General features: G+C 65.9%; 22 protein-coding genes. 9 read left to right on the top strand and 13 right to left on the bottom strand.

The genetic code is table 11. The features are described from left to right. The first annotated feature begins 65 nt into the window (after positions 1–65). Entirely contained in the window at positions 66–971 is a 906-nt protein-coding gene (gene mca / locus ACFVVC_RS21440) for a mycothiol conjugate amidase Mca (RefSeq protein ID WP_387458134.1), read from the top strand. A gap of 98 nt (positions 972–1,069) precedes the next feature. Further along, complete coding sequence (locus tag ACFVVC_RS21435) at positions 1,070–1,399, top strand: hypothetical protein (protein WP_387458131.1); 330 nt, start codon at positions 1,070–1,072, stop codon at positions 1,397–1,399. A 7-nt stretch (positions 1,400–1,406) separates the two neighbouring features. Here the strand turns inward: ACFVVC_RS21435 and ACFVVC_RS21430 are convergent, their stop codons facing one another. Further along, positions 1,407–2,150, bottom strand: coding sequence for a hemolysin III family protein (locus ACFVVC_RS21430; RefSeq protein ID WP_387458128.1), 744 nt, complete (start codon positions 2,148–2,150; stop codon positions 1,407–1,409). 149 nt (positions 2,151–2,299) lie between these two features. On the opposite strand from ACFVVC_RS21430, the gene ACFVVC_RS21425 reads away from it, so the two are divergent. Both ACFVVC_RS21425 and ACFVVC_RS21420 read left to right on the top strand, forming a co-directional pair. Beyond that, the gene (locus ACFVVC_RS21425) at positions 2,300–3,061 is read left to right on the top strand and encodes an isoprenyl transferase (RefSeq protein WP_387458180.1); all 762 of its coding nucleotides are present in this window, start codon (positions 2,300–2,302) and stop codon (positions 3,059–3,061) included. A 239-nt stretch (positions 3,062–3,300) separates the two neighbouring features. Next, complete coding sequence (locus ACFVVC_RS21420; protein ID WP_387458126.1) at positions 3,301–4,719, top strand: PhoH family protein; 1,419 nt, start codon at positions 3,301–3,303, stop codon at positions 4,717–4,719. A gap of 198 nt (positions 4,720–4,917) precedes the next feature. Here the strand turns inward: ACFVVC_RS21420 and ACFVVC_RS21415 are convergent, their stop codons facing one another. Then, positions 4,918–5,565 carry a GNAT family N-acetyltransferase gene (locus ACFVVC_RS21415; protein WP_387458123.1) on the bottom strand — a complete coding sequence of 216 codons (648 nt, stop codon included), beginning with the start codon at positions 5,563–5,565 and terminating at the stop codon, positions 4,918–4,920. A gap of 42 nt (positions 5,566–5,607) precedes the next feature. Further along, positions 5,608–6,402, bottom strand: coding sequence for a hypothetical protein (locus ACFVVC_RS21410; protein ID WP_387458120.1), 795 nt, complete (start codon positions 6,400–6,402; stop codon positions 5,608–5,610). A 60-nt stretch (positions 6,403–6,462) separates the two neighbouring features. On the opposite strand from ACFVVC_RS21410, the gene ACFVVC_RS21405 reads away from it, so the two are divergent. Both ACFVVC_RS21405 and ACFVVC_RS21400 read left to right on the top strand, forming a co-directional pair. Further along, positions 6,463–7,011, top strand: coding sequence for a prepilin peptidase (locus tag ACFVVC_RS21405; protein ID WP_387458118.1), 549 nt, complete (start codon positions 6,463–6,465; stop codon positions 7,009–7,011). Positions 7,012–7,055: 44 nt separating this feature from the next. Next, positions 7,056–7,526, top strand: coding sequence for an NUDIX domain-containing protein (locus ACFVVC_RS21400; protein ID WP_387458115.1), 471 nt, complete (start codon positions 7,056–7,058; stop codon positions 7,524–7,526). A gap of 154 nt (positions 7,527–7,680) precedes the next feature. Here ACFVVC_RS21400 and ACFVVC_RS21395 read toward each other — a convergent pair whose 3' ends face one another. From ACFVVC_RS21395 to ACFVVC_RS21375, 5 genes are all read right to left on the bottom strand, one after another. Then, entirely contained in the window at positions 7,681–9,366 is a 1,686-nt protein-coding gene (locus ACFVVC_RS21395) for an MDR family MFS transporter (protein ID WP_387458112.1), read from the bottom strand. Continuing rightward, on the bottom strand, positions 9,363–10,034 hold the full coding sequence (locus ACFVVC_RS21390; protein WP_387458109.1) for a TetR/AcrR family transcriptional regulator: 672 nt from the start codon (positions 10,032–10,034) through the stop codon (positions 9,363–9,365). Before ACFVVC_RS21390 ends, ACFVVC_RS21395 begins: the two co-directional genes overlap by 4 nt. 129 nt (positions 10,035–10,163) lie before the next feature. Beyond that, positions 10,164–11,591 carry a class II fumarate hydratase gene (locus ACFVVC_RS21385; RefSeq protein ID WP_018761880.1) on the bottom strand — a complete coding sequence of 476 codons (1,428 nt, stop codon included), beginning with the start codon at positions 11,589–11,591 and terminating at the stop codon, positions 10,164–10,166. An 87-nt stretch (positions 11,592–11,678) separates the two neighbouring features. Continuing rightward, positions 11,679–12,293, bottom strand: a complete 615-nt coding sequence (locus ACFVVC_RS21380; RefSeq protein ID WP_387458104.1) for a carbonic anhydrase — start codon at positions 12,291–12,293, stop codon at positions 11,679–11,681. A gap of 9 nt (positions 12,294–12,302) precedes the next feature. Then, complete coding sequence (locus ACFVVC_RS21375) at positions 12,303–12,983, bottom strand: DUF4245 domain-containing protein (protein WP_387458177.1); 681 nt, start codon at positions 12,981–12,983, stop codon at positions 12,303–12,305. Positions 12,984–13,208: 225 nt separating this feature from the next. On the opposite strand from ACFVVC_RS21375, the gene glpX reads away from it, so the two are divergent. Both glpX and ACFVVC_RS21365 read left to right on the top strand, forming a co-directional pair. Continuing rightward, positions 13,209–14,231, top strand: coding sequence for a class II fructose-bisphosphatase (gene glpX / locus ACFVVC_RS21370; protein WP_387458175.1), 1,023 nt, complete (start codon positions 13,209–13,211; stop codon positions 14,229–14,231). 88 nt (positions 14,232–14,319) lie between these two features. Then, a complete protein-coding gene (locus tag ACFVVC_RS21365; protein ID WP_387458101.1) occupies positions 14,320–15,363 on the top strand; it encodes a lipid II:glycine glycyltransferase FemX in 1,044 nt (347 codons plus the stop codon). Here the strand turns inward: ACFVVC_RS21365 and manA are convergent. From manA to ACFVVC_RS21345, 4 genes are read right to left on the bottom strand one after another with little or no spacing between them, the layout of a single operon-like run. After that, a complete protein-coding gene (manA, locus tag ACFVVC_RS21360; RefSeq protein ID WP_387458098.1) occupies positions 15,360–16,604 on the bottom strand; it encodes a mannose-6-phosphate isomerase, class I in 1,245 nt (414 codons plus the stop codon). The two genes, ACFVVC_RS21365 and manA, sit on opposite strands and share 4 nt — an antisense overlap. A gap of 33 nt (positions 16,605–16,637) precedes the next feature. Then, positions 16,638–18,281: an LCP family protein gene (locus ACFVVC_RS21355; RefSeq protein WP_387458095.1), complete on the bottom strand. Its 1,644-nt coding sequence runs from the start codon at positions 18,279–18,281 to the stop codon at positions 16,638–16,640. Positions 18,282–18,291: 10 nt separating this feature from the next. After that, complete coding sequence (purE, locus tag ACFVVC_RS21350) at positions 18,292–18,876, bottom strand: 5-(carboxyamino)imidazole ribonucleotide mutase (RefSeq protein ID WP_387458092.1); 585 nt, start codon at positions 18,874–18,876, stop codon at positions 18,292–18,294. Further along, on the bottom strand, positions 18,873–20,069 hold the full coding sequence (locus ACFVVC_RS21345) for a 5-(carboxyamino)imidazole ribonucleotide synthase (protein ID WP_387458090.1): 1,197 nt from the start codon (positions 20,067–20,069) through the stop codon (positions 18,873–18,875). Before ACFVVC_RS21345 ends, purE begins: the two co-directional genes overlap by 4 nt. A 172-nt stretch (positions 20,070–20,241) precedes the next feature. Between ACFVVC_RS21345 and ACFVVC_RS21340 the strand changes: the two genes are divergently transcribed. Continuing rightward, entirely contained in the window at positions 20,242–20,799 is a 558-nt protein-coding gene (locus tag ACFVVC_RS21340) for a GtrA family protein (protein ID WP_387458087.1), read from the top strand. 12 nt (positions 20,800–20,811) lie between these two features. On the opposite strand, the gene ACFVVC_RS21335 is transcribed toward ACFVVC_RS21340, so the two are convergent. Continuing rightward, positions 20,812–21,513 carry a TIGR03089 family protein gene (locus tag ACFVVC_RS21335; protein WP_387458084.1) on the bottom strand — a complete coding sequence of 234 codons (702 nt, stop codon included), beginning with the start codon at positions 21,511–21,513 and terminating at the stop codon, positions 20,812–20,814. Positions 21,514–21,846: the final 333 nt, after the last annotated feature.

Genomic DNA, 21,846 nt, shown 5'->3' with positions numbered 1-21,846 from the left:
CCGCCCGCGACAACATCCTTCGGCTGCGACAAGCCGCGAAACAAGAATAAGGAGCCGTCCTTTCCATGACAGCGTCCAGCAACTCCCAGGTGCCGCTCCGGCTGCTCGCAGTCCATGCCCACCCGGACGACGAATCCAGCAAGGGCGCTGCAACCATGGCCATGTACGCAGCCACAGGCGTGGACGTCATGGTGGCAACCTGCACCGACGGGTCGCGCGGGGACATCCAGAACCCGGCAGTCGAAGGCGAACCACACCCGAAGCGGGACATGGCAGGTGCCCGCAGGCTGGAAATGGCCAACGCTGCCTCCATCCTGGGCATCAAGCAGGCGTGGCTCGGATTCGTCGACTCGGGACTTCCGGAAGGTGATCCGCTTCCGCCGCTTCCGGCCGGTTCGTTCGCCACCCTGCCCCTGGAGCGGGCTGCGGCGCCGCTGGTGCGGCTGGTTCGTTCGTTCAAGCCGCACGTCATCCTCAGCTACGACGAAAACGGCGGCTACCCCCACCCTGACCACATCATGGCCCACCGTGTGGCGGTTGAAGCTTTTGAAGCCGCGGGCGATCCCGGACGATACCCGCACGCGGGGGAGGCGTGGGAGCCGAGCAAGCTCTACTATGACCGCGCCTTCAGCCCCGAACGGTTCCGGGCGCTGCACTTTGCGCTGGAAGAGGCGGGCCTCCAGTCCCCGTATGCCGAGCGTTTGGCCGCGTGGCTCGAATCCGATGCCGAGGGCCACACCCCGCCGCCGGCGCCGCACCCCACCACCACGCAGATTGACTGCGGCGACTACTTTGAAGTTCGTGACGACGCCCTGCGCGCCCACCGGACGCAGGTGGACCCGCTGGGGTTCTTCTTCGCCGTCTCTCCCGACATGCAGCGCCGGACCTGGCCTTGGGAGGACTACTCCCTGATCCATTCGAGGGTGCCGTCCGAGCTCCCGGAGAAGGACCTGTTCGCCGGGCTAAGATAGTCAGAGCAGGCTATTTCTATCCAGCGTAGAAGTCGGGTGCGGCCAAGGCCCGTGCTGTCCGCTTCCTGCTGCATCCGTTCCACCAGAAGGTATCAACCGTGCATTCTCTGCTCCTCCGCCTCGCCACCACGCCGACCCCGTTGCCCACTCCGACGCTTCGGGACGGGATCTCCGAGGACCAGGTGACCCCCGGCCTGCTGGGGTTCGTCATGACGGCCTTCTTCGTGGTGGCCACGGCCCTGCTGATCGTCGACATGGTGCGGCGGATCCGCCGGGTGCGCTACCGCGCCCAGGTGGAGGAAGAACGCATGGCGGCCGCAACCGCGGCGGACGTCGAGGCCGCTGACGCGCAGGACGGGCTCGACGAGGGCCCGCGGCCGGCAGCGCCGGAGTCCAACGGAAATGGGCTCCAGCGCCCGGGCGAGTAAACCGGCGTCAGGCCAGGACGGCCAGGGCGATGGCGACGAAGTGCGCTGCGAAGGCGAACACCGTCAGTGCATGGAACAGTTCATGGAAGCCGAAGTGGTGGTAGCTGAAGTTTGGCTTCTTCAGGGCGTAGAAGACGGCGCCCGTGATGTACAGGACCCCGCCCACGCAGATCAGGACCGCTGAAGCCGGACTCGCCTGGAAGAACTGCGGCAGGTAGAACAGGGCGCCGCACCCCAGCGCAATGTAGATGGGCACGTACAGCCAGCGGGGTGCATCGGTCCACAACAACCTGAACAGCACGCCAAGGATGGCCCCGGACCAGATGACCCACAGGAGTATCACCGCCTGGGGGCGTTCCAGGAGCGTCCACGCAAGCGGCGTGTAGGTTCCGGCGATGACGAGCATGATGTTGGTGTGGTCCAGCCGTTTGAGGACCAGCTTGACCCGCGGGGACCAGTTGCCGCGATGGTAGACGGCGCTGACGCCGAACAGCAGCACGCCGGTGGCCGCGAAGACTGCAGAAGTGATCCGCCGGTCCGCGGTGGGGGCCAGGACAACGAGGACGATGCCCGCGGCAAGGGCCAACGGGGCCGTCACGGTATGGATCCAGCCGCGCCATTTCGGCTTGATCATCAGCAGTTCCGCCAGCCGGACTGCGGCATCATCCACTGCGTTCGGCTCCGAGCCGTCGCCCGGGTTCCGGTCCTCCGGCCTGGATGGCTGTGAAGCCTGCGGGGAGTCGCTGTTCATTGGTCCAGAATAACTTACGGATCAGTAAGTTACTCGCTGGTAACTTATCGCCGAGCCCACCACCCCGGACCCGGCGCGTCCCGGAGCGCCGCTGGCGGTAGCCTAGGATGTGGATGTACGTACGGCAGGAAAGTCAGGTGAGTGGACGCGTGGAGTTGCCCGGGTTCCTCTATGGCTACTACGAACGCCGGCTCCTCAAGGATCTCCCGCGCGACCGCATTCCCCGCCACATTGGCGTCATGGTGGACGGCAACCGGCGCTGGGCCAAGCAGTTCAACGCCCCCACCAGCCAGGGCCACCAGGCAGGGGCGGACAAGATCCACGAGTTCCTCGGCTGGTGCCAGGAACTCGGCGTCAAGGTAGTCACGCTGTACATGCTGTCCACGGACAACATGAACCGGTCCAGCGAAGAACTGGACCTCCTGATGGGCATCATCGCCAACACGCTGGACCGGCTCGATGACGACGCCAATATTTCCGTCCACGCGATGGGTGCCCCCGAACTGCTTCCGGACTACCTGGCCGAGCGGCTCAACAAGCTGACGTCCCGGACCCCGGTGCGGGAAAAGATCCACGTCAACGTGGCAGTCGGGTACGGCGGAAGGAGGGAAATTGTCGACGCCGTCCGCGAACTCCTGCACGACGCCGTCGCCAAGGGCATGGACATTTCCAAACTCGCCGACGACCTGTGCGTCGATGACATCTCGCGCTTCCTCTACACCCGCGGCCAGCCTGACCCGGACCTGGTGATCAGGACATCGGGGGAGCAGCGGCTCTCCGGCTTCCTCATGTGGCAGAGCGCCTACAGCGAGTTCTACTTCTGCGAAGCCTTATGGCCTGCCTTCCGCAAGGTCGATTTCCTCCGCGCGCTGCGTGACTACGCCGGCCGGCAGCGGCGCTTCGGCGCCTGACACCTCCGGTTCAGAACTAGTTAATCGACGCGCAACGGGAATCGCCGCGTAATGGTTGCGGAAACTTGCCCGGGTGGATTTACGTTATATCCATCAGCAGGCAAAACCGCCGGCTGATCGGGGAGGCCAATACATGGAGCGAAACATCGCACCGGTTGTATGGGAGGCCGGACCCGGCCTCGTGGCCGAGCCGCCTCACCAATAACAATTCCGGGCTGGTGCCCGGGGCTGGAGTCGATGTGGCTACTTCTGAACAACTGCCCGAGGTCCTGGCTGGACAGGGCGGAAAAGCTACCTCTCGCGCCGAGCGCGTCACTTTTGAAACCGGCGCAGCAACTGATGCTGCGGCCGGTTTCGCTGTCTCCCGAAGGGAAGCCGACATCCACACCTTCGTCATCGACACGTCCGTCCTGCTCTCGGACCCCCGGGCACTCCTGCGGTTCGCCGAGCACGAGGTCGTGGTGCCAATCGTTGTCATCACCGAACTTGAGGCAAAACGGCACGACCCCGAACTCGGCTACTTCGCCCGGAAGGCCCTGCGGCTCCTGGACGACCTCCGGGTCAAGCACGGCGGACTGAACCAGGCCATTCCCATTGGTGACGACGGCGGCACCCTCGTGGTGGAGCTCAACCACATTTCGGCGGAGGTCCTGCCGCTGGGCTTCCGCAGCGGTGACAACGACAGCCGGATCCTCGCCGTCGCCAAGAACCTGGCCAACGAGGGCCGCAACGTCACGGTGGTCTCCAAGGACCTCCCCATGCGGGTCAAAGCGTCCGCCATGGGGCTCACCGCCGACGAATACCGCAATGAACTCGTCAAGGACTCAGGCTGGACCGGCGTCGCCGAAATCGAAGCCGACGAACAGGAAATCTCCACACTGTACGGGCACGAGCCCGTGTTCATCCCCGCCGCGGCGGAACTGCCGGTCAACACCGGCCTGGTCCTCCTTTCCAACCGCGGCTCGGCCCTGGGCCGGGTGGGCACGGACAAACAGGTGCGCCTGGTGAAGGGCGATCGCGACGTCTTCGGCCTCCACGGCCGGTCCGCCGAGCAGCGTCTCGCCATCGACATGCTGATGGATCCCGGCGTCGGTATCGTGTCCATTGGCGGACGCGCCGGAACCGGAAAATCGGCGCTCGCCCTTTGCGCAGGACTCGAAGCCGTGCTCGAACGCCGCGAACACCGGAAGGTGATCGTGTTCCGTCCGCTGTATGCCGTGGGCGGCCAGGAGCTTGGCTACCTGCCCGGTTCGGAGTCCGAAAAGATGAACCCCTGGGCCCAGGCCGTCTTCGACACGCTCGGGGCCCTGGTCAGCCAGGAAGTGGTGGAGGAAGTCATGGACCGGGGCATGCTGGAAGTCATGCCGCTCACCCACATCCGCGGCCGCTCCCTGCACGACGCCTTCGTAATCGTGGACGAGGCGCAGTCGCTTGAGAAGAACGTCCTGCTGACGGTCATGAGCCGGATGGGCCAGAACTCCAAGATCGTCCTCACCCACGACGTCGCCCAGCGGGACAACCTCCGCGTCGGGCGCCACGACGGAATTGCCGCCGTCGTCGAAACCCTGAAAGGCCACCCGCTCTTCGGCCACATCACCCTGACCCGCTCCGAAAGGTCCCCGATCGCCGCCCTGGTGACGGAGCTGCTCGAAGGGTAGGTCGCTTAGTGAGGGGCCGTGGCCGGGTTCGCCGAGCCACGGCCCTTCGTGCGTTTCGGTGTCTGGGTACGTCCGCCCCAAGCCCTTCGCCGTCGCTTAGACACCTCCCGGCGCGGTGCTTCGGTCGCTGGGCGACCTGCGCAACGCTCTGGTCGGCGATGCGCTCCTACGCGAAGGACTTGGGCCGGTCTCGTGCAGTCAAGTCACCTTCAGGAACTTCGCCGCTGCTTCGTGGCCCTCCACCTTCAGCTTCCATTCGGGGCGGTTGAAGGTTTCGGGGGTGAGGCGGACGTGCTGGAGTGTTTCGACCTTTGTGCCCCAGGCTTTGCGGGTGACCCCGTTCAACTCGTAGCCAAGGGAGCGCGAGACGCCCAGGGAGGCGGCGTTCCAGGCCGCGGCCTCGGATTCGGCCACCTCTGCGCCGAGCCAGTCAAAGGCCCACAGAACGACGGCGGCACGCATCTCCTTGCCCAATCCGCGGCCCTGGACAGACTGCTGCAGCCAGGAGCCGGTGCTGACGGTCTTGAGGCTTGCGAAGTCCTTGGCGCCAATGTCCTGGCAGCCGACAAACTTTCCCTCGTGCCAGATGCCAAGCAGCAACGTCCAGTTTTCCGCGGCGCTTTCGGCCCTGCACCGCCAGTACCAGCGGCCCATGTTCGGGCCCAGTTCGTCGTCCGGAAGCTCGGTCCAGGGCATACTGAACGGGTTCCGGCCTGCCTCGTGGATGCCGCTGCGGGCCGCTGCCAGGGCGGCGGGCATGTCGTGATCCGTGATGGGCCGGAGCTCCAGCCTGGGTGTGGCCAGCCTAAGGTCGAACAGGGGCCAGATGGAGCTCAGGGAAGTCATCCGCGAAGCCTAGCTGATCGCTGCAACCGGTACCTGTCACACTCAGACGGGGAGGTCCCAGCTGATATGCCGCCGGACGTCCGTGAGGTTCATGGACTGGGCCAGGAACAGGTCATCGAGCATGTATTCGTCCACGGCCATGATGCGGATCCAGTGCCCATAATCCCCCGTCCCCGGTTCCAGCGACCGGCTGGCGACGCAGACCCCAGTGCCCACGTCCACCCGGAGACGTGTGCGCCCGGGAAGGCACAGCGGAGCAGCTGCATCCCCCGGGTGGTAGGCGGCATTCGGGACCACCACCGCTTCCAGGACGGGCCTGCCCTCGTGCTCGGCATGCTGGACATCCTCGATCTCCAGCGCGTTGGTGCCCGGGAATTCGATCGGAACCGGAGCATTGCCCGCAAGCTCAACGGGATCCAGGGCGGCTGAGAAGCGGCCGTTGCCGAACCCCGGTTCGCCGTACGCGGCCTCAGGCCTGCGGCGGACGTGTCCGGCGTCGTCATACACGGGGGTGACCAGGTGGGGCGGCAGGAGCCAGGACTTGCGGGTGGCGCTGACGTAGAAGTCACCACGGGAATCATTGATTCCCGTGGTGCTGTGCAACACCAGGCCATCCGGACTTTCCAGCCGCAGCGCCCCGGGCCGTCGCAGCCACGCCCGGACGAACGGCACCCCCGGCCCGGGCGCCGAATCGAAAGGCTGGTCCCAGTACTCGAACCTCAGGGACTGCCACTTCCAAGGGGACGACCGGCACAGGTTCCGAAACGTGGCTGGCGGGTCCACGGGCGTGCCGGGAGGGTCCGGAACCGTCCGGCGGCGGGACTCCCAGGTCGACATATCCACAGTTTACGCGGCGGCGCTACGACCGGTACGGCCGGATCCAGTAGCATCCGAGGGGTGATCGGACGACTGGGCGACCTCTGGCAGTACACCCCCGTGGCCTTCTGGCTGGTGCTGGCCGCCTGCCTCTATTTTGTGGTGATGGCTGTGCGGCTCACCGTTATCGATGTCCGGCACCATCTCCTGCCCAACCGCATCGTGTTCCCCTCCTATGCCGTGGCGGGATTCCTTCTCCTGGCCGCAGCGGCGGTGGCGGCCTGGGGCGGGGCGGTGGCGGCCGTAGGGGATCCGAACGGCAACCCCATCCTGCCGGTCGTCAGGGTGTTGGCGGGGGCCGCGATCCTCTGGCTCTTCTATTTCGTCCTTCGCCTCGCCTATCCGCCCGGGATGGGATTCGGCGATGTGAAGCTGGCGGGCGTCCTGGGCATGTACCTTGGCTACCTCAGTTGGGGACATCTCTTTGCCGGTACCTTCCTGGCGTTCCTGCTCGGCGGCCTGTGGTCGCTGGCGCTCCTGGCCGCCCGCAGGGGAACGCTCAAGTCCGCCATACCGTTTGGCCCGTTCATGTTGGCAGGGGCCGCGGCCGCCATGCTGCTGCCGGCGTAGGTGTACGGCCTTGGGAGGTCTTTGACCTTGGGTAGGCTGGCAGTATGCCTGCACCTGAATACGTCCTGAAACTGCGCGAGAAGATCGGCAACGACCCCCTCTGGGTTCCCGGCGTCCGGGGCGTGGTGGTCGATGACGGGGGCAGGATCCTGCTGGCCCAGCGGGCGGACAACCAGCAGTGGGCTTTGATCAGCGGGATGCTGGACCCGGGGGAGCAGCCTGCCCGGGGCCTGGTCCGGGAGATCTTCGAGGAAACGGCCGTGGTGGCGGAAGCCGAGCGCGTGGTATCCGTGGGGGCGGTGGGTCCGGTGACCTACCCGAACGGCGACGTCTGCGAATTCCTGGACGTCGTGTTCTTGTGCCGGTATGTGTCCGGCGACGCCAGGGTGAACGATGACGAGTCCCTCGCGGTTGGCTGGTTCGGACTGGACGAGCTTCCCGAGCTCATGCCGGGCCACCTCACCAGCATCCGACAGGCGTTGACGCCGGCTGGAGCCGTCTACTTCGAGGCGTAGGAGTGCCCGGACCCGGCTCCGCGCCCGACGCCAAGGTTGGTGGTAAGGAACAGGGACGCCGCAACCCCCAAGATTGCGGCGTCCCTGTTGGTTTCCGGGCGGCCTGAGGCCGCAGCCTTGGCCGGCCACGGCTGCGCCGGGCGTCCGACGACGGTCAGCGGCCAGGGGAGACCAGCTCGCCGTCGTCGTCCTTGGCGTGCGCTGCGTCCAGGCCGGCGTCCGCAGGCCGGCCCGCGGTATTGGCGGGCAGCCCGGCGGCGAGCCGTTCCGCTTCCTCTCCGCCGACGGCCTCCCCGCGCGCCACCATACCGGCGGTGTCCGACAACGGGATCTGCTTGAGCGTCAGGGCCAGCAGCAGTGCCACGGCAATGAACGGCAGCAAGTACCAGAACACGGGCGCCAGCGAATCCGCGTAGGCGTTCACAATGGCATCGCGCAACTGTGAGGGGAGCTGGCTCAACGCCTGCGGGTCCAGCGTCCGGGTGGACTGCCCGGCCTGCTCGGCGGAGGCTCCCGCACTCGTGAAGGCATTGGTCAGCGCCTCGGAGAGGCGCGTGGTGAAGATCGACCCGAACACGGCCACACCCATGGCGGCGCCAACTTCGCGGAAGTAGTTGTTGGTGCTGGTGGCGGTGCCGATCTGGTCCGCGGAGACGGAGTTCTGGACCACCAGGACCACCACCTGCATGATCAGGCCCAGCCCGGCCCCGAACACGAACAGCTGGAGGCAGATGACCCAGATGGGGGTGCTGGCGGCAAGGGTGGTCATCCACAGCATGGCCGCCATGGTGAACGCGGCACCCAGGATGGGGAACATCTTGTATTTGCCGGTTTTTGAAATCCGGATGCCCGAGTAGATGGACGTGCCCATGAGGCCTGCCATCATGGGCAGCATCAGCAGCCCGGATTCGGCGGCCGATGTGCCCGAGGACATCTGCAGGAACGTGGGAACGAAGGCGATGGCGGAGAACATGCCAAGGCCCAGGGTGAAGCCGATGGCGGTGGCGTTGATGAAGATCCGGTTCCGGAAGAGGCTCAGCGGGATGATCGGATCCTCGGCTCGCCGCTCCACCAGCACGAACGCGGTGGCCGAGAGCAGCAGGCCGGCGCCAAACGCCCAGGTGAGGGGTGAATCCCAGCCTTCGTCCTTCTTGCCGCCGAAGTCGGTGAAGAAGATCAGGCAGGTGGTGGCCGCGGAGAGCAGGACAACGCCCAGGATGTCGATCCGCTTGTCGGCCTTCTTGTTGGGCAGCGTCAGGGCGAACCAGGCGATGGCGAACGCGGCAACGCCCACCGGAATGTTGATGTAGAACGCCCACTCCCAGGTGAGGTGGTCAACGAAGAAGCCGCCCAGCAGCGGGCCTGCCACCGCCGACAGGCCGAAGATGGCGCCCAGCGGGCCCATGTACTTGCCGCGCTCCTTGGCGGGCACGATGTCCGCGATGATTGCCTGGGACAGGATCATCAGGCCGCCTCCGCCCAAACCCTGGATGGCACGGAAGATGACGAAGCCCCAGAAATCGGTGGCCAGTGCGCAGCCGACGGACGCGAGGGTGAAGAGCGCGATAGCTACCAAAAAGAGGTTGCGGCGGCCCAGGATGTCCCCGAATTTGCCATAGATGGGCATGACGATGGTGGTAGCCAGCAGGTAGGCCGTAGTGATCCAGGCCTGGTGTTCCACGCCGCCCAGCTTGCCCACGATGGTGGGCATGGCGGTGGAAACGATGGTTTGGTCCAGGCTGGACAACAGCATTCCGGCGATCAGCGCGGAAAAGATGATCCAGATGCGTTTTTGCGTCAGCAGGAGTGGTCCTGCAGGTGCCTTGGTGGCGGTACTCATGATTGTCCTTCTGCGGCGGTGGTGTCCGGAATGTCGAATGGCTGGGAAAAGAGCAGGCTGGCAGCGGAGATGTTCGCCAGGAGCAGGTCCCGGTAAGGGCGGATGTTGCCGTCGGAGAAATAGGCCATGCTGCTCTTGCGGGCGATGGTGCTCAGCAGGACCACGGCCATCTGCACCACAGGATGGTCCGGCGCCACGCCTTCGCGCCGCGCCACGTCCTTGGCGAACTGGGCTTCCCGCTGCTCGGTGACGCCGATGATGCGGAGGATGAGCTGCGGTTCCTTGCGGACCACGCCTATGAGTTGCCGGGTGTCTTCCTCGGACGCCGTCATGTCCTCGGCCAGGCGCAAAGACAGCCGGATTAGGTCCCTGAAGAGGGTAGGCGAGATGGTACCGGCCGGTGAACCCGAGCCGCCGGCCACGAATTCGTCGATGACCGCAGACGGGATGTCATCGTCCGCGTGGCCGATAATGGCGTCTTCCTTGGTGGGGAAGTAGTTGAAGAAGGTCCGGCGCGAGATATCCGCGGCCTCGCAGACTTCCTCCACGGTGTAACCGTTCAGCCCGTGCTCGGCGGTCATGCTGCGGGCAGCGGCGGTGATGGCGCGCCGGGTGGCAGCCCGTTTGCGTTCACGAAGGCCGGGGTCCGAAGTTGCACTGTTACTCACAAAGTAAAGTTTTGCACTAATTCAAAACAAGTGCAAGTTTTTCGGCAAGCCGGCAGGGGACTTAAACGACGACGGCGGCCGGTACCTTTCCTGCGAAAGGTACCGGCCGCCGTCGGACGCTGTGGCGTGTTAGGCCTTGTGCGCCGGAGCCGTCATGGTGGTGACGTCCAGGGCCTTGTCCAGGTCCGCCTCCGAAACCTTGCCGTCGCCGTCGCCGACGAAGCCAAGCTGCTCGGTGGCCTGGCGGATGGTCAGGCCCTCCTTGACGGCGGTCTTGGCGATCTTGGCCGCGTTCTCGTAGCCGATGTACTTGTTCAGCGGGGTGACGATGGACGGGGAAGCCTCGGCAAGGAAGCGGGCGCGTTCCACGTTGGCGGTGATGCCGTCGATCATCTTGTCCGCCATGACCCGGCTGGTGTTGGCCAGCAGCCGGATGGATTCGAGCAGGTTGGCGGCCATGACCGGGATGCCCACGTTGAGCTCGAAGGCGCCGTTGGTGCCGGACCAGGCGATGGCGGTGTCGTTGCCAATGACCTGGGCTGCCACCATGATGGACGCCTCGCAGATGACCGGGTTGACCTTGCCCGGCATGATGGAGGAGCCCGGCTGCAGGTCCGGGATGGCGATTTCGCCGAGGCCGGTGTTGGGGCCGGAGCCCATCCAGCGGAGGTCGTTGTTGATCTTCATGAAGGAGATGGCAATGTTGCGCAGCTGGCTGGAGGCTTCGATCAGGCCATCGCGGTTTGCCTGCGCTTCGAAGTGGTCGCGGGCCTCGGTCAGCGGCAGGCCGGTGTCCGTGGCGAGCAGTTCGATGACACGCTCCGGGAAGCCTGCGGGGGTGTTGATGCCGGTTCCCACGGCGGTGCCGCCCAGCGGAACCTCAGCCACGCGGGGGAGCGAGGCGTTGATGCGCTCGATGCCGTAGCGGACCTGCGCGGCGTAGCCGCCGAACTCCTGGCCCAAGGTCACAGGGGTGGCGTCCATCAGGTGGGTGCGTCCGGACTTGACGACGTCCTTGAACTCGACGGCCTTGCGCTCCAGCGACTCGGCCAGGTAGCCCAGGGCGGGGATGAGGTCGTTGATCAGCGCGGACGTGGCGGCCACGTGGACGGACGTGGGGAACACGTCGTTGGAGGACTGCGAGGCGTTGACGTGGTCGTTCGGGTGGACCACCTTGTCGCTGCCGGCGGCCTTCAGCGCACGCGTGGCCAGCTCTGCCAGGACCTCGTTGGTGTTCATGTTCGAGGACGTGCCGGAGCCGGTCTGGAAAACATCGATGGGAAAGTCGCCGTCGTACTTGCCCGCGGCCACCTCATCGGCAGCGTCTGCAATAGCCTTGGCCAGCTCGCCGTCGAGCACGCCCAGTTCTGCGTTGGCCTGGGCGGCAGCCTTCTTGACCCGGGCCAGCGCCTCAATGTGGGTGCGTTCCAGGGTCTTGCCGGAAATGGGGAAGTTCTCCACTGCCCGCTGCGTCTGCGCGCGGTACAGTGCGTTCACGGGGACGCGGACTTCGCCCATCGTGTCATGTTCAATGCGGAACTCTTCAGTGGAAGTCATGGGGCTAGCTTATGGCGACCAGGCGTCCCACCGAAAACCGTTAAGGGGGCCGCACGGGCGTCCCGTGCGGCCCCCTTAACGGTGTGGCTAGAGCTCGCCGTTTCCGTAAACCAAGTCAGCGCGGCCTTCGGCCAGGCGGTAGGAAAGGCCAACGACGGCGGTGCGGCCGGCCTCGATTGCGTCGGAAATCACACGGGAGCTGTCCGCCAGGCGCTGCGAGGTCTGCTTGACGTGTTCCACCACCATGTCGTTGACCTCGGGCTGGTCGTTGCGCAGCGAGGTCAGGACAGAGGGCGTGATGCGCTCCACGAGGTCGCGGATGAAGCCCGCCGGCATCTCGCCGGTCTGTACGGCGTCCTTGGTGGCTGTCACGGCGCCACAGTTGTCGTGGCCGAGGATCACGATCAAGGGCACGTTCAGCACGCCGACGCTGTACTCCAGGGAGCCCAGGACGGCGTCGTCGATCACCTGGCCGGCGGTGCGGACCACGAAGACGTCGCCCAGGCCGACGTCGAAAATGATCTCCGCGGCGAGCCGGGAGTCGGAGCAGCCGAAGATCACCGCGAACGGATTCTGCGTCTCCACCAGCGATGAGCGTCGGGAGGCATTCTGGTTCGGATGGGAGGACTCGCCGTTTACGAAACGTTCGTTGCCTTCGCGCAGGCGGCGCCAGGCCAGTGCAGGGGTCAGGTTAGTCGTCACGGCCCCACCTTACGGCGTGGGGGCCGCCGAGGGTGAAACTGTGACGGCCGGGCTGCTGTCCAGGGAGGTCACGACGGCGGCCGCCAGCGTGGAGAATTCGTCCAGTTGGGCGGCGCCGGAGAGGATGACGGTGCTGCCCCGGTAGTTCAGGATCATCGACTTTTCCCCCTTGCCGGTGTCACGCAGTTCCCAGTTCTGGCCGCCGGCGTTCCGGGTACCGGTAACGGGGGCGTTCTTGGTCTGCTGGAGGAGCCAGGTGGGGTTGGCACTCTTGGTCTGCACGAGGGCGATGAACGAGGTCTTGGGCGTCAGGTAGCCAACCTCCCACGTGGGCACGCCGCTGCCCGTCCCGGCCTCCCACCGTGCGTAGTTGGCGCGGAAGGCGTTGCCGGTATCCGGAGCTACGGGTGTGAATCCGGCCACATCCGCGGCATTCCGGGCCACCGACGCGACGTCGATGTCCGGCCGGTAGCCGTCACTCTTCGGCTGCGGGTTCATCAGGACCACAGGCAGGAACGCGGCAATGCTGAGCACCAGTGCAATGACCATGCCGATCACCGAGGCATTGGCCCGCTTGGCGGCCGCCGCCGGAATGACGGGCTTTACGGGGGTGTCCGCGCCGGCCCTGGCGGCCTCGGGCCTGCCTTCGGGCTGGGCCTGGCCGGGGTTGGGGCTGGTGGCTTCCTGCATGTCATTCACTTCTCTATAGTCGCCCATCCCGGAGCCGTAGTTCCATTCGGGCGTCAGCGGGCTGCGGCGGCGGGCGTCCGGGCACATTGCGCTGCCGCGTCATGGGCCGCCCGCCGCGTGGCGCCGCGACTATGATCGATACCAGAGGAATCACCGCTCTGCTGCACCGGCAAGCGGGTTCAATGATCGCCACTCGAAGAAGAGGTTCACGTGTCACCAGCGTCCATGACCCAGAAGTACTCCACGATTTCACCGTCCCTTGCGGTGGGCCACGACGAGCCGGACCGCAACCTTGCCCTTGAACTTGTCCGCGTCACCGAGGCCGCGGCCATCGCCGGCGGCCACTGGGTTGGCTTTGGCGACAAGAACACCGCCGACGGCGCCGCCGTCGACGCCATGCGTTCCTTCCTTCAGACCGTCCACTTCAATGGCGTCGTGGTGATCGGCGAAGGCGAAAAAGACGAAGCCCCCATGCTGTTCAACGGCGAGCGTGTTGGCGACGGCACCGGCCCCGAGTGCGACGTCGCCGTCGACCCGATCGACGGAACCCGGCTGACCGCCCTGGGCATCAACAATGCCCTGGCCGTCCTGGCCGTTGCCGAGCGCGGCTCCATGTTCGACCCCTCCGCCGTGTTCTACATGGAGAAGCTCGTCACCGGCCCGGAAGCGGCCGACATGGTGGACCTCCGCCTGCCCGTCAAGCAGAACCTGCACCTCATCGCCAAGGCCAAGGGTGTCAAAGTCAACCAGCTCAACGTCATGGTGCTGGACCGCGACCGCCACAAGCCGCTCATCGAGGAGATCCGCGAGGCCGGCGCACGCACCAAGATCATCCTGGACGGCGACGTCGCCGGCGCTATCGCGGCGGCCCGCTCCGGCACCGGCGTGGACGCCCTGATGGGCATCGGCGGCACCCCTGAGGGCATCGTGGCCGCCTGCGCCATCAAGTCCCTCGGCGGCGTCATCCAGGGCCGTCTCTGGCCCACCAGCGACGAAGAGAAGCAGAAAGCCATCGACGCCGGCCACGACCTGGACCGTGTGCTTTCCACGAACGACCTCGTATCCAGCGACAACTGCTACTTCGCCGCAACGGGCATCACCGACGGCGACCTGCTCAAGGGCGTCCGCTACTCCAAGGACAAGGTCCTGACCCAGTCCATCGTGATGCGGTCAAAGTCGGGCACCATCCGTTTCGTCGACGGCGAGCACCAGGCCAGCAAATGGGAGGGCTACGCCCGCAAGAGCTGATCCGCATCCGGAAACGGATACCAGAGCCCCGGGGCGCCGCGCGCGCTCCGGGGCTTTGCCGTTAACGCCTTGGTATAGGGTTTAAGCCATGATTCCTGCCGTTGTGCCCTGTACTGACCGCGCCCTCTGGGACGAATATGTCGACCGGTTCCAGGGCCACCCGCAGCAGCTGTGGGGCTGGGGGGAGACCAAGGCGATGCACGGCTGGTCCGTGGACCGGGTCCTCGTCAAGGCCGGTGACGACACCATCGGCTGTGCCCAGCTGCTGGTCCGGAAGCTGCCTGCACCCTTCCGCGCCCTGGTTTACATCCCCCGCGGTCCGATGTGCACCGTGGAGAATACGCAGGAGGTGCTTAACCGGCTGGCCGAGCACGCAGCCCTCCGGCACCGGGGCGTTGCCCTCAGCATCGAACCGGACTGGGACCGCGGTTCAGCCTTCGCCGGTGCCGTCGCCGCTGCCGGCTTCCGGGAATCGGCCAACACCGTGCTGATCCCCAGGACTCTTATCCTGGACCTCACCCGGTCAGACGACGAACTGATGGCGGAGATGTCCAAGTCAACGCGGGCCAACATCCGCAAGGCGATGCGCAGCGACGTGGAATTCCGCAAGGTCAAGAACGACGCCGAGCTTGAGCAAGTGCTCGCCATCTACCACGACACGGCGGAACGTGCGGGCTTCGGCATCCACGAGGACCAGTACTACCGCGATATCTTCCGGAACCTGGGGGACGCCTCGCCCATCATCGCAGCGTTTGACGGCGAACAGATGCTTGCCTTCACGTGGCTTTCCCGCAGCGGGACCATCGCGTTCGAACTCTATGGCGGCGTGTCTGCCGAGGGGCAGAAGCAGCGCGTGAATTACGGGGTCAAGTGGGCGGCACTGCAGTCCATGCGGGAGGACGGCTGCAGCCGGTATGACTTCAACGGCCTGCTGAACGACGGCATCTCGGACTTCAAGAAGCAGTTCGCCAAGCATGAGGACATGCTCCTGGGCACCTGGGAGAAGCCGTTGTCGCCGTTCTACCCCGCGTACTCCACAGCCATGCCGTTGGCCCGCAAAGGCCTCCAGGCGGCCCGCCGGCTGGTCAAGGGCGCGGCGGGCCGGGCGCAGGCGCTGATTAAGCGGCGCTAGAGTCCGGTGGTCACGGCGAAGGCCAGCGCGGGCTCGTTGCTGCCTGCCGCGCGGTGGATGTTGACGGGGGCCTCGGCTGCCGCCACGAACGCGCTGGAACCGCGCGAAAGCTCCAGGTCGCCCTTCGGTGAATCCAGATAGACGGCGCCGGCCACCACTATGACCACGGCGGCGCCGGACTGGGCCAACGGGACGGGGCCGGAGTCCTGGCCCAGCTCGATGCGCTGAAGCTGGAACTCCCCGAACGGCGGCCGGTACACTTCCTGGTCCATCATGGTCGTACCGGCACGAAGCATCGGCACCGCCACCGGACGGAAATCGACGGTATGCAGGAGTTCAGGAACATCTACGAACTTGGGCGTCAGGCCGCCGCGCAGGACGTTGTCCGAAGACGCCATAACCTCCACGCCGAGGCCATGCAGGTACGCGTGGACGTTTCCTGCCGGCAGGTAGACGGCCTCGCCGGGCTGCAGCGAGATCCTGTTCAGCAGCAGCGAGATCAGGACTCCGGGATCGCCAGGGTACTTCTCGTTGAGGCTGATGACGGTTCCGAGTTCGGCCTCGTGCGGCTCCAGGGCAGCACCTGAAAGCAAAGCTGCCACCACCAGAGCCGTAGCTTCGGCCACCGCCTGCCCGCCGGTGATGAGCCGTTCGAAGGCATCGTGGAGGCCAGCTCCTTCGTCTGCCGCGGAGAGGTCGGACAAGAGGTCCTGCACCAGGGCAGGGCACTCGTCCGCCGACGGGAAGGCCCCGGCAACGTGGTGCAGGATCGTCCGGGTCTCCGCCGCCGGGCGGAACCCGCACAGCGCCTCGAACGGCGTGAGGGCGAAGATCATTTCCGGCTTGTGGTTGTCGTCTTTGTAGTTCCGGTTGGCGGCATGTGGGTCGAGCCCTGCATCGTTTTCCCGTGCGAACCCGGCCCTTGCCTGCTCCAGGCTGGGATGGACCTGGAGGGACAGCGGCTGGGCTGCGGCAAGGATCTTGGCCAGGAAGGGCAGCCGGGGGCCAAAAGCGGAGACTGATTCCGCGCCCAGGAAATGCTCGGGGTCGGAGGCGATCAGCTCATCGAGCGGGCGTCGTCCGCCGTCTTCCGGAATGTGGGCCACCGACGGCGAATCAGGGTGCGCGCCGATCCACAGTTCGGCCTCGGGCCGCCCGGATTCGGGGCGGCCAAGCAGCGAGGCGATCGCCGTCGTCGAGCCCCATGCGTAATCCCGAAGGACGTTCTCGATCTCGTACAAGGATGTTCCGTTTCCCTAGGTGTGTGGGGGCGGCTACAGTGCGGCGCACTGGCCGTTGGTGGCCACGAGGTTGCGGATGGCCTGCTCGTTGCCGTGGCGCTTGAAATCGTCCAGCATCTGCTCCGTGATCGGCTCGCCGTCGGGGGTGGTGGTCACCGGTGTGAAGTCCGACGGCGCCGTGGACTCGTGCGGCAGTCCTCCGGTCATGACCCGGGACAGCCCGGCGGGCCCCGCGGCCTGGACGTGCCCGGCACCGGCCGCCGGTGCGCTGATGCCGTCGTCGCCCGCCCCGGTTGCCTGGGGTCCTGACGCGGACGCCAGCAGCTGGTCCACGCGGTCGTGGATCTGGCCGAAATCGGGGTTGGTGGAGAATGCGGGGTCGAAGTCCGGCGGCCCGATGGTGAGCCGCTTGACCTCCTTGCCCTTTGCCTTGATGGCCAGGTCCACAAAACTGCCCAGCTGGGTAGAGGAGATGTTGGACTCCACCACCTTGGTGCCGGCGTTGGCAATGTCCTCGAATTTGGACAGCAGGGTGGCCGGGTCCAGCTGCTTGAGCATGGCCTGCTGCACACACTGCTGGCGGGCGATGCGGGCATAATCGTCCACGAACTCGCGTGACCGCCCGTACCAGAGGGCGTGGTAGCCGTCCAGGGTGTTCTCGCCGGCCGGTATCCAGCCCAGGGGCATGCCGTGGATGCCATTTGCTTCATCGATGGTTTCGCCGCTGATGGGCACCCAGCCACCGGCCTTGATCCTGATGCCGCCCATGGCATCGATTAGCTTGGAAAAGCCGTCCATGTCCACCAGGACGTAAGCCTGGATGTCCATGCCGAGCGTTCCGGACACGGCCTCCAGGGTGGCCTGCGCCCCCGGGTCCGCTACGCCCGGGTAGAGATTGGCGTGTTCGTTGGTGACCTCGGTGTTGATGGCGTTGATCAGGCATTCGTCGCCGCAGTCGTACCCGTCGGGGTAGATGGCGCGCATGGGGGACTTCGCACTGAACTGGGCGTTTTGGAAGTTCCGAGGAATGGAAATGATGGCTGTCTGGCCGGTCTTGGCGTCGACGCTCAGCACGGAGAGGCTGTCCGGCCGGCGACCGGTGCGGTCGTCGCCGGCGTCGCCGCCCATCATCAGGAAGTTGTACCTGCCGTCCACCGGCTCAATGGCAGGCCCGGACGAGAAGATGCTGCCGATCGCATTCCGGCCCACGTTCAGAAGGTAGGCGGTGTAGCCCAGGGACCCGCTGCCAAGGACCAGGGCCAGCACCAGGGCGATCCCGACGGCGGGGCGGGCCCGCGGTGCCAGCAGGACCGGGCGGATGATTCGCAAGGTGTTGACGAAGAGCAATGCCCAGCCAACAGCCAGGGCCGTCAGCAGTACCACCAGGACCAGTGACGTGACGGGGTTGGTGAAGACGTTGATCACCAGCGTCCGGTCCAACAGCAAGAGGACAACTGCCAGGACCAGGACTGCCCAGACGCAGAGCGTGGCGCGCAACGCGATCCTGCCCAGCTTGCGGTCGCCGGCCACGAGCTGGGCGCTCCCCGGTACCAGCAGCGTCAGGAGGACCAACACAAAGGCGCGCTTTGTGCGGACTGCCGGGGAAGCGCCGGCCGGGTAACGGACCGGATCGGTCAAACTCGATCCGGCGCCCGGCTGCTGCGTGCTGCTGGCCATGCCCGCCGCCCTAACGGCTGCCCCGAAGGGAGCTGGACGCGTCAGGGAAGACTTCGCTGACTTTCTGCCGCAGGTTGGCGCCCTTGCGGGAGGCGACGGCGTTGAGGTCGGCGGCGAAATCCAGGAGGTCGGCGCGCAGGGTCGCGGCGAGTTCGTCCGTGCCTGAGGCAAGCATCCGCACGGCCAGGAGGCCTGCATTGCGTGCACCGCCGATCGATACCGTTGCCACCGGAACACCCGCAGGCATCTGGACGATGGACAGCAGGGAGTCCATGCCGTCAAGGGTCTTCAACGGGACGGGGACGCCGATGACCGGCAGGGGAGTGACGCTGGCCAGCATCCCGGGCAGGTGTGCCGCGCCGCCGGCCCCTGCGATGATGACGCGCAGCCCCCGCTCGTGCGCCGTCTGTCCATAGCGGATCATCTCGGTCGGCATCCGGTGTGCTGAGACAACGTCAGCTTCGAACGGAATGCCGAATTCGGCGAGGGCCTCGGCCGCCGCCTCCATGACGGGCCAGTCCGAGTCGGAACCCATGACCAGGCCCACCAGTGGGCTGTCACCGGGACCGGCGGCTGGAAAGGCTTCGGCGCTCATGCGTTCTCCTCGAAGATAGGGGAAGGTTCCTCGGCCCCGGCACGTCCATCACGGATGATGGCCGCCACCGCCGTTGCCCGGCGCCTGACCGAGTCGACGTCCGTCGTCGAACTTCCCACCAGGTTGACATGGCCGATCTTACGTCCGGGCCGCACGGATTTGCCGTAGCAGTGGACCTTGGCGGCCGGCTCGCTGGCGAGGGCCATCGGGTAGGCCGAAAAGAGGTCCTGGTTTTCCCCGCCCAGGAAATTCTTCATCACGGTTACGGGGGCCAGTGCGTCGGTGGCACCCAGTGGCAGGTTGAGGACGGCGCGCAGATGCTGTTCGAACTGGCTGGTAATGGAGCCATCCTGGGTCCAGTGACCGGTGTTGTGCGGCCGCATGGCCAGTTCGTTGACCAGGAAGCCGGCGCCCGCGCCCGGCGTCTCGAAAAGTTCAACAGCGAGCACTCCGGTGACATTGAGTTCCGCCGCGATGCGCAATGCGGCGTCCTCGGCAGCCGCGGCAACCTCCAGCGGGATGTCCAGTGCGGGCGCGATCACCTCGTCACAGACACCATCCACCTGGATGGTGTGGACCACCGGCCAGGCCCGGGCTTCGCCATCCGGGGTCCGCGCCACCAGGGCCGACAGCTCGCGGGTGAACTCCACCTTCGCCTCGGCCAGCAGGGGACTCATGGCGGCGAACCATTCCTCGGCGCCGGCCGCCTCCTCGGCGGACGCAACAATTCGGACGCCCTTGCCGTCGTAACCGCCGCGCGGCATCTTCAGTACCACCGGCCATCCCGTTTCCTCGCCGAAGCGGACCAGGTCTGCGACATTGGCCACAGACGCCCAGGCGGGGTTGGGCAGTTCCAACCGGTCGATGGCAGCCCGCATGACCAGTTTGTCCTGGGCGTGGACGAGGGCGTCAGGTCCAGGCTGGACATTGACCCCCGCTTCCTGGAGCGCCCTGAGGTGCGCCGTGGGCACGTGCTCGTGGTCAAATGTCATCACGTCAAGGCCCCGGGAAAAATCCAGGAGGGTCTGCAGGTCCTTGTAATCGCCCACCGGCGTGGCCGGTACGGCAGAGACCGCGGAAACGTCGTCGCCTTCGGCGAGGACACGGAGTTCAAAGCCGAGTGCTGTAGCGGCAGGGGCCATCATTCGCGCAAGCTGGCCGCCGCCAACTACACCTATTACTGGAAAAGTCACGTACGCCAGCCTACCGAAGACGCACCGCATCCCGCTTTTCCGGCCCGGCAGGAGAAGGACATTTTCTGCCGGGGGCCGGGAGCAGGGGCAGTCCGGGGGCCAGTCCAAAGCTTTGGGGGCTAAAATGGGTCCTTGGCCGAGTGGCCCACAGTTCGGACGGCCATGGAGGGTCATGTTTAGCGCACTTGCAGATCGTATCCGGGGGCTCGCCTCGCTCTTCTGGCGGGAAGTGGCCAAGTTCGGGGCCGTAGGCGGTGTGGCATTCGTCATTGACAACGGGCTGACGTATTACCTGATGCACGGCCCGATGTCGGACAGCGAAGCAAAAGCGCGCTTCGTGGGCGCCACGGTGGCCACGGTCTTCTCTTGGGTTGCAAACCGTTTCTGGACTTTCCGGCACCGGCGCCAGGCGAATGTGCTTCGCGAGTTCGTCATGTTCGTCATCATCAACGGCATCGGGATCGGGATCTCCACCGGGTTCACCGCGTTGGCCAAGTACGGGATGGGCATCGACGACAAGAATGTGCTGTTCCTGGCAGGTGTCGCGGGCATCCTCGTCGCCACGGTGGTCCGTTTCTTTGCGTACCGCTTCCTGGTGTTCAACCAGGAACTGGACCAGGAGCCGGAGTTCTCGCACGACCACGAACTCATCGAAGCCCACCCGCACCGGGAGTCCGCACACGCCGAACGTCCCGCTTCCGCCCCTGTCGACGGTGGCCCGAAGGCCTAGGACCCGCGCCTGCTAGCTGCCGTGGATGCGTTCGTCGGCCAGCAGTTTGTCCGTGAGTTCAACATCCGGGTGGGTCAGGACCACGGAGCCGCCGTGCTCCCAGGCGCCCAGCGCGTTGGACAGCGCCGACTCGAGGCCGTTGCCCGCTGGAATGTGGAGGCGGACGCCTTCCCCATGGGATGCCCCAAACTTGGTGAGCAGGTCTTTGTGCTCCACCGGACGCCCGTCGCCCGTCAGGAGCGCACGGGCTGACGGATCCGGATCAGCGTGCGGCATGAACACGTCACCGTGGGACCGCACCTCTGCCGCGTAGTCGATGCAGCCACCCGGAAGTTCCCCTGCCCAGCGCATGGCGAGGGCTGGCAGCGCAACTGCGATCACGGCGTCGTGCCCGTTTGTTGCGTCGCCAGGGGTGGCCGTCACAAGGAAGTCTGCCGGGCCGCCGTCGAGCACTGCTTCCAGGCCCAGCTGCCAGCCTGCCAGCGCCCAGACCAGGGCTTTCCAATGCGCCGGAAGCGCAAGTCCGAGGCGCATGCCCGGCTCTGCGTCGAGCTCGTCCTGCAGCAGGTTGCTGGTCTTGGCCACCCAGTTGTCCAGGACCCGACCCGACAATTCGACCCGTTCCGAATTGGGCCCGTACCACGTCAGGCGCGGTGCCGTGGAGTTGCCGGAACGGAGGCTGCCCATCAGGGTGATGGCGGGGATCGATGTCATGGCTTCATCCTGCCATCCTGCAATCCCCGGGTCACCAGCGGCTGGACATCGCTTCCAGTTCCGCTGCCATAGTGATGTTTATCACTAGATCTACTAAGCGTGCTTGCTATTTTGGCTCGCAGCGGGTATTTTCCCCGTCGTGGCGCTGTTTTTGCGGCTTTCGCGTCCGGAATATGCCGCTTCCGGCCCGCGCCACGCCCAGCCGGCAAAAAATCCCGGGCGTGGCGTGCGCAAAGTTCTCAGGTTTCACTGTCTATTATCCCGGCTACGGCTTGACTCGCCCTAGTTACACACGTGTAATTAGGTATCTAAAGCAATTGCGTAAATACCGGC

It is taken from the genome of Pseudarthrobacter sp. NPDC058196 (assembly GCF_042882685.1).
Classification (GTDB): domain Bacteria; phylum Actinomycetota; class Actinomycetes; order Actinomycetales; family Micrococcaceae; genus Arthrobacter.
This window is presented reverse-complemented; position numbering and strand designations above follow the sequence as displayed.